Origin of the sequence: Acuticoccus sp. (assembly GCF_965213555.1) — a bacterium.
In the GTDB taxonomy this organism is placed as follows: Bacteria; Pseudomonadota; Alphaproteobacteria; order Rhizobiales; family Amorphaceae; genus Acuticoccus.
Window position 1 is genome coordinate 2826505 of record NZ_OZ243890.1, and the last position, 13374, is coordinate 2839878.

Consider the following 13374-nt stretch of genomic DNA (forward strand, 5'->3'; position numbering starts at 1 on the left):
TGAGGCCGTGGCGCCCGTCGTCGCTCAGCGCGTCGACGTACCACCACCGGTAGCCGCCGGCCGGGACGTCCGCCTCGAAGCGAAGTCCGAGAGGATCGCCTCGGTCGCCTTGCGGCCCGACAGCGCCACCATCGGCACGCCCGGTCCCGGGTGCGCCCCCGCCCCCACGATGTAGAGGCCGGGCACCCTCGTGCGTGCCGGTGGCCGCCCCGACGCCGCCGCCCACCCGTGCATCGCCTTGCCGTACAGCGCGCCGCCGCTCGCCGGGAACAGCCTCGAAAAGTCCACCGGCGTCGTCGTGACCGTGCGGCTCTCGTGCCCCGTCAGGCGAAAGCCGCAGCGCTCCATCTGCGCGAAGGCGCTCCTCGTGCATTCCTCGATCTCCGCGTCGGATGGGGCTCGCGTGTCCGCCGTTGCCGGAGCGTTGATCACCGCGAGGAAGCGCTCGTCCAGCCCGGCTTCGACGTCATCGGGACGGCCGCCGCGGTCCTGGGCGCACAGGTAGACCGTCGGGGGGTCGGGGAAGCAACGACGGTTGAAGATCTGGCGGAACTCGGCGCGGTAGTCGCGGCTGAAGAACACGGTGTGGCGCGCTGGTTCGAAGCCTTCGGACCGGGCGACCATCGACAGCGTGATCGCCGACAGGGTGCGCTGACTGGACTTGACCGGGGCGACGGCGTCGGCAACGGCCGGGCCGAACAGTCCGGTGCCGATCGCCGACACCTCGCCGTTGGAGACCACCGCGTCCGCCAGGAGCGTCGTGCCGTCGGACAGGCGCACGCCGGACACCGCGCCGTGGGAGACGAGGATCTCCTCCACCGACGTGCCGAGCCGCACCGTCGCCCCTTGGCGGACCGCAAGGTCGCCCAGCGCGGTGGCGATGGCGTAGATCCCGCCGCGGACCGACCAGCAGCCCTCGCCCTCAACATGGGCGATGAGCATGAGAGTCGCCGGGGCCTCGTAGGGCGAGGCGCCGACGTAGGTGGCGTAGCGGCCGAACACCTGGCGCAGGCGCGGGTCCTTGAAGGTGCGGGCGAGGGCGCCCGACATCGTCTCGAGCGCTCTCAGGGTGCGTAGCGTGGACAGCCCCTCGCGCGACACGAAGGACAGCGGCGTCGCCCGGCTCGACAGCAGGAACGGCTCCCTGGACACCTCGAACATCGTCGCCGTCTCGGCACGGAAGCGACGGTAGGCGACGGCGTCCGCGGATCCCGCGAAGCGGGCGATGGCGGCCTCCGTCGCCTCGGGGTCGGCATGCAGGTCGAGCCGCTCGTCCGGTCCCCATGCGTTGCGCGAGACGAGGTCCAGCGGATCGGCGTCGACGAGGTCGTCGAACGAGCTGCCGGCGGCGTCGAACAGGGCGTCGAACACCCACTTCATGGTGAACACGGTGGGGCCAGAATCGACGGCATGCCCGTCGACCACGAGCTGGCGCATCTTGCCGCCCACCGCGTCGGCCCGCTCGACGACGACGACCTCGCAGCCCCGCGCCGCGAGCTCGGCCGCAGCGCTCAGCCCGCCGATGCCAGCACCGACGACGATGACCCGCTCAGTACCCAGCGCCCGGTCCTCCGTCTGACAAGCACCCAACCGCTTGTCCAACTCTCTTGACATAACGTAACGTCAAACAAGTTTGACAGGCAATCCTGTTCCACAGATCGCCGATCGTCCGCCCCCGGAGGGACCCAATGATGCGCCCGCTGCGGTCCCGCCCGTCCAGCGTAGGTCGGCGATGACGGCCGCTGCGCGAGCAGCGAGCACCGGCCAGCGATCGAGGCGCATCGACCAAGTGATCGACCGTTTCCTCGAGTTGCGCGACCGCGCCCTTGCTAACCCGGACGTGCTGGCGCGGGCGAGCGGGACGTGGCTTGGGCGACAGATCGCCCGGCGCGAGGCTCGTGCGCTGTTCGACGTCACCGCAGGGTTCGTCTACTCGCAGGTGCTGCGTGCGGCGGTGGAGCTCGACCTCCTCGCCATCCTGTTGGAACGGCCCATCGACGTCGCGCAGCTTGCCGAGCGGCTCGACCTCACCGCGGAGGCTGCCCTCGCACTCCTCGTCGCGGCCGAGCCGCTGCGCCTCGTCGAGCCGCGACGCGGCGGGCGGTGGGGGCTCGGACGACGCGGTGCTGCGCTCCTCGGCAACCCGGGCGCGATCGCCATGGTGCGGCATCATGACCTGTTCTACCGCGAGCTCGCCGACCCCGTAGCGCTGCTGCGCCGCGGCCACGGCGAGGCGATGAGCCGGTTCTGGCCCTACGCCCGCGGCGGCAGCGCGGTGCCGGCGGGCGCGGAGGAGGCTTACAGCCAACTGATGGCGGCCTCCCAGGCGTTCGTCGCGCGCGAGGTGCTGGCAGCGGTCTCGCTGAGACGTCACGCGAGGCTGCTCGACGTCGGCGGCGGGGACGGGGTGTTCGCACGCGCGGCGGCGGAGCGCCATCCGCACCTCGAGGTCACCGTCCTCGACCTCGCGCCGGTGGCGGCGCGGGCAGCCGAGCGCCTGGCGGACCTCGGTCCGCGGGTGCGCGCTGTGGCCGGGGACTTCTTGGTTGACCCGCTGCCGCGGGGGGCGGACGTGGTCACGCTGGTGCGTGTCGTCCACGATCACGACGACGCCCGTGCTGCGACGCTCCTGCGGCGCTGCCACGACGCACTGCCAGCCGGCGGCACCCTCGTGCTCGCCGAGCCGATGGCGGGTCGGCCGGCTGCCCCGGGCCTCGCGCCGTACTTCAGCTTCTACCTCTTCGCCATGGGCTCGGGGCGCCCGCGGACCGCGCGCGAGCTCATCGCCATCGTCCGCGCTGCCGGGTTCGTCGCTGCAAGGCTGCGTTCGCCGCGCAACCCCACCGCCTGCGACGTCCTCGTCGCCCACAAGGCAAGGGTCCGATCGACTGAAAACGTCAAACCGAATTGACACCTCCGAATGTCAATTTAGAATGACAGCTACAACGACGGGAGGCCAAGCTCCACGCGTCGGGGCAGGGAAGCCATGCAGACCACCGCCATCGTCTTCGATCAGCCGGGACGCCTCGACGTCCGTCCGCTTCGGCTCCGTGATCCGAGGGACGGGGACGTGGTGGTCGAGGTGCGTCATTCGGGCATCAGCACTGGCACCGAGCGGCTGTTGTGGACCGGCCGGATGCCGGCCTTCCCGGGCATGGGCTACCCGCTGGTGCCCGGCTACGAGGCCGTCGGCACCGTGGTCGAGGCGCCCGAGGGCGCGTCGGTGCGGCCTGGGACGCAAGTCTTCGTTCCCGGCACCCACGCCTTCGAGGACGTGCGTTGCCTGTTCGGCGCCAGCGCAGCCGCGCTTGTCGTCCCTCACGACCGAATCGTGCCGGTGGACCGTGCGCTCGGTGCGGACGCGGCGCTCCTCGCCCTTGCGGCCACGGCGCGGCACGCCATCGCCGACGCCACGCCGGACCTCGTGGTGGGGCACGGCGCGCTCGGACGGCTCGTTGCGCGCCTCGCGGTGGCGGCGGGCGGGCCGGTCCCCACGGTGTGGGAGACCGAGCCGCGACGGCGCGACGGTGCGCGGGGCTACGAGGTGGTCCACCCCGACGCCGACCCTCGGCGGGACTACCGCACCATCGTCGACGTGTCGGGCGACGCGGCGCTGGTCGACACCCTGATCGCGCGGCTCGCGCCGGGCGGCGAGGTGGTCCTTGCCGGGTTCTACGCGGACCGCATCGGCTTCGCCTTCCCGCCGGCCTTCATGAAGGAGGCGCGGCTGCGCATCGCCGCGCAGTGGCAGCCCGCCGACCTCGAGGCGGTGCGCGGGTTGGTGGCGGACGGCACGCTCTGCCTCGACGGCATCGTCAGCCATTCCGCGCCTGCCACGGACGCGGCCCACGCCTACGCCACCGCCTTCGACGACCCGGACTGCCTCAAGATGGTTCTTACCTGGAGCTGACGGCCCATGGACTTTTCAGACCGACACTCCGCGATGGACGAAGCCCTGAGGCAAGAGGCGGCGGTCGAGCCGGACGCACCGTCGACTGCCCCGGTGACCAAGCAGACGCAGATCATCGCGATCTACGGCAAGGGCGGCATCGGCAAGTCGTTCACGCTGTCGAACCTCAGCTACATGATGGCGCAGCAGGGCAAGCGCGTCCTCCTCATCGGCTGCGACCCGAAGTCCGACACCACCTCGCTGCTGTTCGGCGGCAAGGCGTGCCCCACGATCATCGAGACCTCCTCGAAGCGGAAGCTCGCCGGCGAGGAGCTGAAGATCGAGGATGTGTGCTTCAAGCGCGACGGCGTGTTCGCCATGGAGCTCGGCGGACCCGAGGTCGGCCGCGGCTGCGGCGGGCGCGGCATCATCCACGGCTTCGAGCAGCTCGAGAAGCTCGGCTTCCACGACTGGGACTTCGACTACGTCCTCCTCGACTTCCTGGGCGACGTGGTGTGTGGCGGCTTCGGCCTGCCGATCGCCAGGGACATGTGCCAGAAGGTCATCGTCGTCGGTTCCAACGACCTTCAGTCGCTCTACGTCGCCAACAACGTGTGCTCGGCGGTGGAGTACTTCCGCAAGCTCGGCGGCAATGTCGGCGTCGCGGGCCTCGTGGTGAACAAGGACGACGGGACCGGCGAGGCGGCAGCGTTCGCCAAGGCCGTGGGCATCCCCGTGCTGTCGGCGATCCCGGCCAACGAGGACATCCGCAGGAAGTCCGCGAACTACCAGATCGTCGGCAAGCCGGGTTCGGAGTGGGCCCCGCTGTTCGAGGAGCTCGCCACCAACGTCGCCGAGGCGCCTCCGGTGCACCCGACGCCGCTGTCGTCTGACGGGTTGCTGGGCCTGTTCACGCCCGACGAGACCGGGGCGAACGTGACGCTCAAGCCGGCGAGCCAGGCGGACATGCGCGGCGTCGATCACGTCGAGCGGCGCTCCCTCGAAGTCGTCTACGACGAGGTTTGAGCATGGACCTCATCGCTCGCCACGAGGCCCGCAGGGGCGCGCCAGCGTCGAACGCCGTCGCCTACGACGACGCAGCCGACGCACCGCTCGACAACGCCGCGGCGGCGCCTTCAGCCGAGCCCGCCGCCTCACCGGTGCCGCAGGATGGCGACGTCGGCTGCCACGCGGGCGCCGACACCATGCGCGCCGCCGCCGAGGCGGCCGGCAAGAGCGAGACCTTGGAGCGCTACGCGGCGGACTACCCGAAGGGGCCGCACGACCAGCCCCAGTCCATGTGCCCCGCGTTCGGCTCGCTGCGCGTCGGCCTTCGCATGCGCCGCACCGCCTCGATCCTCTCGGGCTCGGCCTGCTGCGTCTACGGCCTGACGTTCACCTCGCACTTCTACGGCGCCAAGCGCACCGTCGGGTACGTGCCGTTCGACTCGGAGACGCTCGTCACCGGCAAGCTGTTCGAGGACATCCGCGAGGCCGTCTTCGCCACCGCCGACCCGGAGCGCTACGACGCCGTCGTCGTCACCAACCTGTGCGTGCCGACGGCGTCGGGCGTGCCGCTGCAGCTCCTTCCCAAGGCGATCAACGGGGTCAGGATCGTCGGCATCGACGTGCCGGGCTTCGGCGTGCCGACCCACGCGGAGGCCAAGGACGTCCTCGCCGGCGCGATGCTCGCCTACGCCCGCTCCGAGGCCGAGGCGGGGCCGGTCGCAGCGCCGCGCGAGCGGACGGACCTGCCGACCGTGACGCTCCTCGGCGAGGTGTTCCCGGCCGACCCCATCGGCATCGGCATGCTGTTGCGGCCCATGGGGCTCGCGGCGGGGCCGGTGGTGCCGACGCGCGAGTGGCGCGAGCTCTACTCCGCGCTGGACTGCGCGGCGGTCGCCGCGATCCATCCGTTCTACACCGCCTCGGTGCGCGAGTTCCGTGCCGCGGGGCGCGCCATCGTCGGCTCTGCGCCGGTGGGGGTCGAGGGCACGCACGACTGGCTCGCCGCCATCGGCGAGGCCTGCGGCGTGGCCGCCGACAAGGTCGCCGCCGCGCAGGACGCCGCCGTCGGCGCGATCCGCGGCGCGCTCGCCGCGGCGCCCATCGCAGGCCGCATCACGGTGTCGGGCTACGAGGGATCCGAGCTTTTGGTGGCGCGCCTCCTCGTCGAGTCCGGCGCAACCGTGCCCTACGTCGGCACCGCCTGCCCGAAGACGCCGTGGTCCGAGGCGGACCGCGCGTGGCTCGAGGCTCGCGGCGTCGAGGTCGTCTACCGCGCCTCGCTGGAGTCCGACATCGCCGCCGTCGACGCCCACGCCCCGGACCTTGCCATCGGCACGACGCCCGTCGTCCAGCACGCCAAGTCGCGCCGCATCCCGGCGCTCTACTTCACCAACCTCATCTCCGCGCGGCCGCTGATGGGCGCCGCGGGGGCCGGCTCCCTCGCCGCCGTGATCAACGGAGCGCTCGGCAACCGCGCCCGCTTCGAGGCGATGAGCGCCTTCTTCGAGGGCGTGGGCGAGGGCCATGCGGCGGGCGTGTGGGAGGAGGTCCCGCAGGACCGCCCGCAGTTCAAGGCGAAGTACGCCAAGCAGCGCGCCGCCGCCGTCAAGGCGCAGGAGGCGGTCGGATGCTAGTCCTCGACCACGACCGCGCCGGCGGATACTGGGGCGCCGTCTACGCCTTCACCGCGGTGAAGGGGCTGCAGGTGGTGATCGACGGCCCGGTGGGCTGCGAGAACCTGCCTGTGACCTCGGTGCTGCACTACACCGACGCACTGCCGCCCCACGAGCTGCCCATCGTGGTGACGGGGCTCGGCGAGGAGGAGCTCGGCCAGACCGGCACCGAGGGCGCCATGAAGCGCGCCTGGGGCACGCTCGACCCGGAGCTGCCGTCGGTGGTCGTGACCGGCTCCATCGCCGAGATGATCGGCGGCGGGGTGACGCCCGAAGGCACCACGATCCAGCGCTTCCTGCCGCGCACCATCGACGAGGACCAGTGGCAGTCCGCTGACCGCGCGCTGAAGTGGCTGTGGACCGAGCACGGGCCGAAGAAGGTGCCCGCCCTCAAGCCGCGCAAGGACGGGGCGAGGCCGAAGGTCAACATCATCGGCCCGATGTACGGCACGTTCAACATGCCGTCCGACCTTGCCGAGATCCGCCGCCTGGTGGAGGGCATCGGCGCCGAGGTGAACATGGTGTTCCCGCTCGGCAGCCACCTCGCCGACGTCCGCCGCCTCGCCGAGGCCGAGGTCAACATCTGCATGTACCGCGAGTTCGGCCGCCTCCTGTGCGAGGTGCTGGAGCGGCCGTACCTGCAGGCGCCGGTCGGCCTCTCGTCGACGACGAAGTTCCTGGAGACGCTGGGCGAGCTCCTCGGGCTCGACCCGCAACCCTTCATCACGCACGAGAAGCATACGACCATCAAGCCGCTGTGGGACCTGTGGCGCTCGGTGACGCAGGACTTCTTCGGCACGGCGAGCTTCGGCATCGTCGCCACCGAGACCTACGCGCGGGGGGTGCGGCACTTCCTCGAGGCCGACATGGGCCTGCCGTGCCAGTTCGCGTTCGCCCGCACGGCGGGGAAGAAGCCGGACAACGCTGCGGTGCGCCAGGCGATCCACGAGCGGCCGCCGCTGGTGCTTTTCGGCTCGTACAACGAGCGCATGTACAACGCCGAGGCGGGCGGGCGCGCGATGTTCATCCCCGCCTCGTTCCCGGGCGCCATCATCCGCCGCCACACCGGCACGCCGTTCATGGGCTACGCGGGGGCGACCTACCTCGTGCAGGAGGTCTGCAACGCGCTGTTCGACGCGCTGTTCGCGATCCTGCCGCTGGGCGACGCGCTCGACGCCGTGGACGCGACGCCGGCGCGCCGGCGCACCGAGATCGCCTGGGACGCAGCGGCGCAGGCCGCGTTCGACGCCACCGTGGCGGACGAGCCGGTGCTCACCAGGATCTCCGCCGCCAAGGCGCTGCGCGACGCCGCCGAGCGCGCCGCTCGGATGGCGGGCGAGGATACCGTCATGCCCCACCACCTCGGCCCCCGCTCCAGGCGGGCCGTCGAGCCGGCGTGACGACGACCAACGCGGGCCGGCACTGACCGGCACGCCGACGACCGCGTGGGATGCGTCCGGCGCGGGGGACGAACGAGGAGGGAGGAGACCACGATGAGCGACGTGTTCCGCGCGACGGCGAGGCACGAGCGGGTCCGCGACTTCCGCGTGACCCTTGCCCTGACCTACCCGTTCTTCCTGGCCAGCGCGCTGGCCGGGCGCCTGTCGGCCGGCCGCCCGGGATCGGCGTTCGCCGTCCACCGGCGCGGGTCGGTGTTCGCCGAGGCGCGCGCCGCCGCCTACCGGACGCTCCCTTACGCCTTCTAGGCGCAGAGATTCCCCGGCCGCGCGGCCGGGCGAAGAGGCCGCAATTGCGATGGCGGCCGACCCCGTCGCGCGGGTGGTGCGCGGCAACTGACGGCAACGCCGTCTGCCGGAGGACTGTCAATGGCAGTAGAAGAAAGACCGGTCTCCCTCTCCGGGCTGACCGAGTCGGAGGCCCAGGAGTTCCACGGCGTGTTCATGACGAGCTTCGTCCTGTTCACCGTCGTTGCGATCATCGCCCACGTGCTCGTGTGGCTGTGGCGCCCCTGGCTTCCGAGCGAGGAGGGCTACACGTCGCTCGGTGACACCATCACGATCGCTGCGGCGAGCGTGACCCAGCTGATCGCTTAGGAGGGCGGACGATTATGTGGAGAGTCTGGCTTCTCTTCGATCCGCGCAGGACGCTGGTGGCGCTGTTCGCCTTCCTGTTCATCCTAGCGCTCCTCATCCACTTCATCCTGTTGAGCACCGACCGGTTCAACTGGATCGAGGGACCGGGGGTGGCTCAGGTCGCGACGCCGGCCGTTCCGGCAGTGACCGAGAACCCGAACTGACACCCGGCAGAACCCAACGACGCCTGGTGCGGACGACGCGGGGGCACCCCGCCGGACGCCTCGCCCGCACCCATCAGCAAGGTCGCAACACAGTAAGGGTCGCAACGCCCGCCCCGGCCACGGGTGGAGGAGGTCATTCGGATGGCATTGCTCAACTTTGAACGCAAGTATCGCGTCCGCGGCGGGACGCTTGTCGGAGGGGACCTCTTCGACTTCTGGTTCGGTCCCTTCTACGTCGGCTTCTTCGGGGTCACGACGATCTTCTTCACGGTGCTCGGCACCGCGTTCATCCTTTGGGGCGCGGCGATCGGCGACACCTGGAACCCGTGGACGATCAACATCGCGCCGCCGGACATCTCCTACGGCCTCGCCTTCGCCCCGCTCGCCGCGGGCGGGCTGTGGCAGCTCATCACGATCTGCGCCATAGGCGCGTTTGTGTCGTGGGCGCTGCGGCAGGTCGAGATCGCCCGCAAGCTCGGCATGGGCTACCACGTCGCGTTCGTGTTCTCGTTCGCGATCCTGGCGTTCGTCACGCTCAACGTCTTCCGCCCGCTCTTGATGGGGGCGTGGGGGCACGGCTTCCCCTACGGCATCTTCTCCCACCTCGATTGGGTGTCGAACGTCGGCTACCAGTACCTGCACTTCCACTACAACCCGGCGCACATGCTGGCGGTGACGTTCTTCTTCGCGAACGCGCTCGCCCTGTCGCTGCACGGCGGCCTGATCCTCGCGGCGACGAACCCGGGGCGCGGCGAGCCCGTAAAGACGCCCGACCACGAGAACGCGTTCTTCCGCGACATCATCGGCTACTCCATCGGCCCGCTCGGCATCCACCGTCTCGGCCTGTTCCTTGCGGTCAACGCGGCGCTGTGGAGCGCGATCTGCATCATCATCTCCGGGCCGTTCTGGACCCGCGGCTGGCCCGAGTGGTGGGGCTGGTGGCTCAACCTTCCGATCTGGTCGTAGAGGGAGCGCACGCACATGGCGACGTACCAGAACATCTTCACGCAGGTTCAGGTCCGCACCGCGGGCGGTGAGCCGGGGGTGCCGGTCCCGAGCTCCGCCTTCCGGCGGACCGGGCGGCCGACCTTCTCCTACCTCCTCGGCAAGATCGGCGACGCCCAGATCGGCCCGATCTACCTCGGCTACACCGGCTTCCTGTCGGTGCTGTGCGGCTTCATCGCGTTCGAGATCATCGGGCTCAACATGTGGGCCTCGGTGGACTGGGACCCGGTGGAGTTCGTGCGCCAGCTCCCGTGGCTCGCGCTCGAACCACCGTCCCCGGCCTACGGTCTTGTCGGTCACGATGCCGCTCAACGAGGGCGGATGGTGGCTGCTCGCCGGCTTCTTCCTCACCGTGTCGATCCTCTTGTGGTGGGTCAGGATCTACCGCCGTTCCATCCAGCTCGGCCTCGGCACGCACGTCGCCTGGGGCTTCGCCGCGGCGATCTTCCTGTTCCTCGTGCTCGGCTTCTTCCGTCCCATCCTGATGGGCTCGTGGGGCGAGGCGGTGCCGTTCGGCATCTTCCCGCACCTCGACTGGACCGCGGCGCTGTCGATCCGCTACGGCAACCTCTTCTACAACCCGTTCCACGCCCTCTCGATCGTCTTCCTCTACGGGTCGGCGGTGCTGTTCGGGATGCACGCGGGCACCATCCTCGCGCTCACCAAGCTCGGCGGCGACCGTGAGATCGACCAGATCGTCTACCGCGGCACGGCGGCGGAGCGCGCGTCGCTGTTCTGGCGCTGGTGCATGGGGTTCAACGCCAGCTACGAGTCGGTGCACCGCTGGCTGTGGTGGTTTGCCTCCTTGACCGCGATCACCGGAGGCATTGGGATCCTGCTGACCGGAACCGTCGTCGACAACTGGTACTTGTGGGCCGTGAAGCACGACTTCGCGCCGATGTACCCAGAAGTCTACCCGCCGCTGATCGATCCGGGCCCGTCCAACGCCGTGGAGGTTGTGCAATGAAATTCGGCTTCGGAGCCGCGCTGACCACCGTCGTCGTGGTCCTCGTCGGCATCGCGATGTTCCTCCTGCCGGACTACTCGCGTCCGCCCATCGCCAGCGCTCAGACGGGCTTCCGCGGTACCGGCATGGCGGACATCGAGAACCCGCGGCGCGACGCGGCGGTCACCCTCGCGGCGATGCAGGCGCCTGAGATCCAGGTGCCGCTCATCACCGAAGGTCCCAAGGCGCGGGACGTCTACGAGAACGTCCAGGTGCTGGGCGACCTCAGCCAGGCCCAGTTCACCCGGCTGATGCTCGCCATCACCGCCTGGGTATCGCCGGAGCAGGGCTGCACGTACTGCCACGGCAACCTCGGCTTTGCCTCGGACGAGCTCTACACGAAGCGCGTGTCGCGTTGGATGATCAACATGACGCGGCACATCAACAACGAGTGGACGAACCACGTCGGCGAGGTGGGCGTCACCTGCTACACCTGCCACCGCGGCAACAACCTGCCGGAGTACGTGTGGTGGGAGCCCGAGACGACCGGCGTCGAGCCTGGCTCGAACGCCCTGCTCGGCTACTACAAGGAGTTCTACGGCCCCTCGCCGGAGGCGGGTCTCGCCTCGCTCGCCATCGACCCGTACGGGCCGTACCTCGAGGACCCGGAGCAGCGCATCCGCGTCGTCTCGGAGACCGCGCTGCCCACCGACAACCGCGCGTCGATCAAGCAGACCGAGTGGACCTACGCGCTGATGATGCACATGGCCCAGTCGCTCGGGGTCAACTGCACGTACTGCCACAACTCCAGGGCATTCTACGACTGGAGCCAGAGCCCGCCGACGCGGTGGACCGCGTGGTACGGCATCAACATGGTGCGCGACCTCAACGTGAACTACGTCAACCCCTTGGTGGCGACGCTGCCGGACTACCGCATCGGCGTCCACGGCGATGGACCGAAGATCAACTGCACCACCTGCCACCAGGGTCAGGCCAAGCCGCTGAACGGCATGCGCATGCTGGACGAGTGGCCCTCGCTCGAGATGGCCAACGTCGTCGCCCGCGAGGAGCTCCTGCCGATGACGCTGGAGCCCATGTGGACGCAGGAGGAGGCCATCGACGTGCCTGAGGCGCCGACGGCGGCCGCGGTCGAGCAGGCCGACGACGCGGCCGACGGCACGCCCGCCACGGACGACGGAGCGGCGGTACCGACCGAGCCCGTGACCGAGGGCGAGGAGGCAGTGCCGGGGACCGGGGACCAGCAGGGCGCTGCTCCCGAGGCCGCGCCGCAGGGCGAGGCGCCACAGCAGGACTCCGCGGCCGGCGGCACCGACGCCAACGTCGTCATCGTCACGCCGGAGGAGGCGAACGCTCCCCCGGCCGACGCCGCGCCGACGGATGCCGGCACGGCCGAGGCTCCTCAGGCGGAGACGATCGCTCCGACGGACGCTCCCGCTCCGACGACCGGCGCGTCCCAGTAACGCTGGACAGGCCGCCTCCGCGGCCTATCCCATTCCACCGCGTCCCACCGCTCCCGGTCCTGTAGGGCCGGGGGCGGTCTTCGTTTGTGGGCCTTCGATCGGCGTCGGGGATGGCGGTGGACCGCCCGCATATGCCACAATCTAAAGTGGCGTCAGGGCGGCGGCGTCCGGCGTACGGGAGGGCTGGCATGCGGCTGTCGACGATCCGCAACGTGTTGACGAGCGACAAGCTCGCCTACGTCGCGCCGCACTACTACTACTCGCACCTGCGCAGGCGCAGCGTGTTCAGCACGCGGCCGGTGCCCGCCGCGCCCCAGGACGACGACGGGGCGCTCGAGGTCCACATCCTCGCCGGCCGCTCGACGCTGGCGGACCTTGTCTACGCTGCGAAGTCGTTCGTGATGCACTATCCGGGGAGGGCGCGGCTCACCGTCTTCGGCGACCGTGCCTTCGACGCCAGCGATGCAGGCATCGTCGAGGCGCATGTGCCCAACGTGCGCGTCGTCCTACGCACCGAGTCGCAGGCCCGGGTGAACGAGGAACTCGGCAGGCGAGGGCTCACCCTGAGCTGCCGGTTCAACGAAGCGTTCTACCTCGCAACGAAGATCTACAACGGCGCGCTCTACACGCGCTCGGACCGGGTGTTCCTGCTTGACACCGACACGCTGTGCTTCGCGCCGCTCACCGAGCTCCACGCCCATGCGGTGGGTCCGCTCGGCGTCAACGTCTTCGGGGCCGATCCCGACCCCTTCCCCTACGTCGACTTCGACTTCGGCGTCACCCTGCCACCGCGGCTGAACGCAGGGAGCGCGCTCGTCAGCACGGCGACCATCGACCTCGACGCCATCGAGGGATGGCTCGCCGCCGGGCTGCCGATGACTCACCACTTCTCGGAGCAGTCCGTGTTCGCGGCGCTCGCCGCACGGTCCGGATCGGCGCTACGCTTCTCGCGGGACTACGATGTCGGCGCCATGCGCGCGGACGGTGCCGCCTTCGTACACTACTGCGGCCACAAGCTGAGCGCCGCGCGCATCAGGATGCGCCGCGGCGGCCAGCGCAGGGTCCTCGCCATGCTGCGCGCCGGCCGCTTCGCGGTCGACGCAGCGTGACGGCCG

The 13374-nt window shown here is 70.4% G+C and carries 12 protein-coding genes and 1 pseudogene; 12 read left to right on the top strand and 1 reads right to left on the bottom strand.

What is annotated here, in order from left to right; all coding sequences use genetic code 11:
- Positions 1 to 24 precede the first annotated feature (24 nt).
- A complete protein-coding gene (gene crtD, locus ACOOE8_RS13345) occupies positions 25 to 1590 on the bottom strand; it encodes a 1-hydroxycarotenoid 3,4-desaturase CrtD (RefSeq protein WP_420391936.1) in 1566 nt (521 codons plus the stop codon).
- Positions 1591 to 1789: 199 nt separating this feature from the next.
- On the opposite strand from crtD, the gene ACOOE8_RS13350 reads away from it, so the two are divergent.
- From ACOOE8_RS13350 to ACOOE8_RS13405, 12 genes and pseudogenes are all read left to right on the top strand, one after another.
- On the top strand, positions 1790 to 2911 hold the full coding sequence (locus ACOOE8_RS13350) for a methyltransferase (RefSeq protein ID WP_420391937.1): 1122 nt from the start codon (positions 1790 to 1792) through the stop codon (positions 2909 to 2911).
- 75 nt (positions 2912 to 2986) lie between these two features.
- Positions 2987 to 3910, top strand: a complete 924-nt coding sequence (bchC, locus tag ACOOE8_RS13355) for a chlorophyll synthesis pathway protein BchC (protein ID WP_420391938.1) — start codon at positions 2987 to 2989, stop codon at positions 3908 to 3910.
- 33 nt (positions 3911 to 3943) lie between these two features.
- Entirely contained in the window at positions 3944 to 4915 is a 972-nt protein-coding gene (locus tag ACOOE8_RS13360; protein ID WP_420391939.1) for a chlorophyllide a reductase iron protein subunit X, read from the top strand.
- 2 nt (positions 4916 to 4917) lie between these two features.
- The gene (gene bchY, locus ACOOE8_RS13365; RefSeq protein WP_420391940.1) at positions 4918 to 6531 is read left to right on the top strand and encodes a chlorophyllide a reductase subunit Y; all 1614 of its coding nucleotides are present in this window, start codon (positions 4918 to 4920) and stop codon (positions 6529 to 6531) included.
- Positions 6525 to 7970 carry a chlorophyllide a reductase subunit Z gene (bchZ, locus tag ACOOE8_RS13370; protein WP_420391941.1) on the top strand — a complete coding sequence of 482 codons (1446 nt, stop codon included), beginning with the start codon at positions 6525 to 6527 and terminating at the stop codon, positions 7968 to 7970. The genes bchY and bchZ overlap by 7 nt, the downstream gene beginning before the upstream one ends.
- 93 nt (positions 7971 to 8063) lie before the next feature.
- Entirely contained in the window at positions 8064 to 8276 is a 213-nt protein-coding gene (locus ACOOE8_RS13375) for a hypothetical protein (RefSeq protein WP_420391942.1), read from the top strand.
- A 120-nt stretch (positions 8277 to 8396) separates the two neighbouring features.
- Entirely contained in the window at positions 8397 to 8624 is a 228-nt protein-coding gene (pufB, locus tag ACOOE8_RS13380) for a light-harvesting antenna LH1, beta subunit (RefSeq protein WP_420391943.1), read from the top strand.
- Positions 8625 to 8638: 14 nt separating this feature from the next.
- Entirely contained in the window at positions 8639 to 8827 is a 189-nt protein-coding gene (pufA, locus tag ACOOE8_RS13385; protein ID WP_420391944.1) for a light-harvesting antenna LH1, alpha subunit, read from the top strand.
- 141 nt (positions 8828 to 8968) lie between these two features.
- Positions 8969 to 9793, top strand: a complete 825-nt coding sequence (pufL, locus tag ACOOE8_RS13390) for a photosynthetic reaction center subunit L (RefSeq protein WP_420391945.1) — start codon at positions 8969 to 8971, stop codon at positions 9791 to 9793.
- A 15-nt stretch (positions 9794 to 9808) separates the two neighbouring features.
- Positions 9809 to 10799: pseudogene (pufM, locus tag ACOOE8_RS13395) on the top strand (photosynthetic reaction center subunit M).
- Complete coding sequence (pufC, locus tag ACOOE8_RS13400) at positions 10796 to 12259, top strand: photosynthetic reaction center cytochrome PufC (RefSeq protein ID WP_420391946.1); 1464 nt, start codon at positions 10796 to 10798, stop codon at positions 12257 to 12259. The pseudogene pufM and the gene pufC overlap by 4 nt, the downstream one beginning before the upstream one ends.
- A gap of 188 nt (positions 12260 to 12447) precedes the next feature.
- On the top strand, positions 12448 to 13368 hold the full coding sequence (locus ACOOE8_RS13405) for a hypothetical protein (RefSeq protein ID WP_420391947.1): 921 nt from the start codon (positions 12448 to 12450) through the stop codon (positions 13366 to 13368).
- The last annotated feature ends 6 nt before the right edge of the window (positions 13369 to 13374 follow it).

Excerpts from the sequence above, each read along its gene's own strand:
- bchC (WP_420391938.1), top strand. The coding sequence starts at position 2,987 with ATGCAGACCACCGCCATCGTCTTCGATCAGCCGGGACGCCTCGACGTC.
- ACOOE8_RS13360 (WP_420391939.1), top strand. The coding sequence starts at position 3,944 with ATGGACGAAGCCCTGAGGCAAGAGGCGGCGGTCGAGCCGGACGCACCG.
- bchY (WP_420391940.1), top strand. The coding sequence starts at position 4,918 with ATGGACCTCATCGCTCGCCACGAGGCCCGCAGGGGCGCGCCAGCGTCG.
- bchZ (WP_420391941.1), top strand. The coding sequence starts at position 6,525 with ATGCTAGTCCTCGACCACGACCGCGCCGGCGGATACTGGGGCGCCGTC.
- ACOOE8_RS13375 (WP_420391942.1), top strand. The coding sequence starts at position 8,064 with ATGAGCGACGTGTTCCGCGCGACGGCGAGGCACGAGCGGGTCCGCGAC.
- pufB (WP_420391943.1), top strand. The coding sequence starts at position 8,397 with ATGGCAGTAGAAGAAAGACCGGTCTCCCTCTCCGGGCTGACCGAGTCG.
- pufA (WP_420391944.1), top strand. The coding sequence starts at position 8,639 with ATGTGGAGAGTCTGGCTTCTCTTCGATCCGCGCAGGACGCTGGTGGCG.
- pufL (WP_420391945.1), top strand. The coding sequence starts at position 8,969 with ATGGCATTGCTCAACTTTGAACGCAAGTATCGCGTCCGCGGCGGGACG.
- pufC (WP_420391946.1), top strand. The coding sequence starts at position 10,796 with ATGAAATTCGGCTTCGGAGCCGCGCTGACCACCGTCGTCGTGGTCCTC.
- ACOOE8_RS13405 (WP_420391947.1), top strand. The coding sequence starts at position 12,448 with ATGCGGCTGTCGACGATCCGCAACGTGTTGACGAGCGACAAGCTCGCC.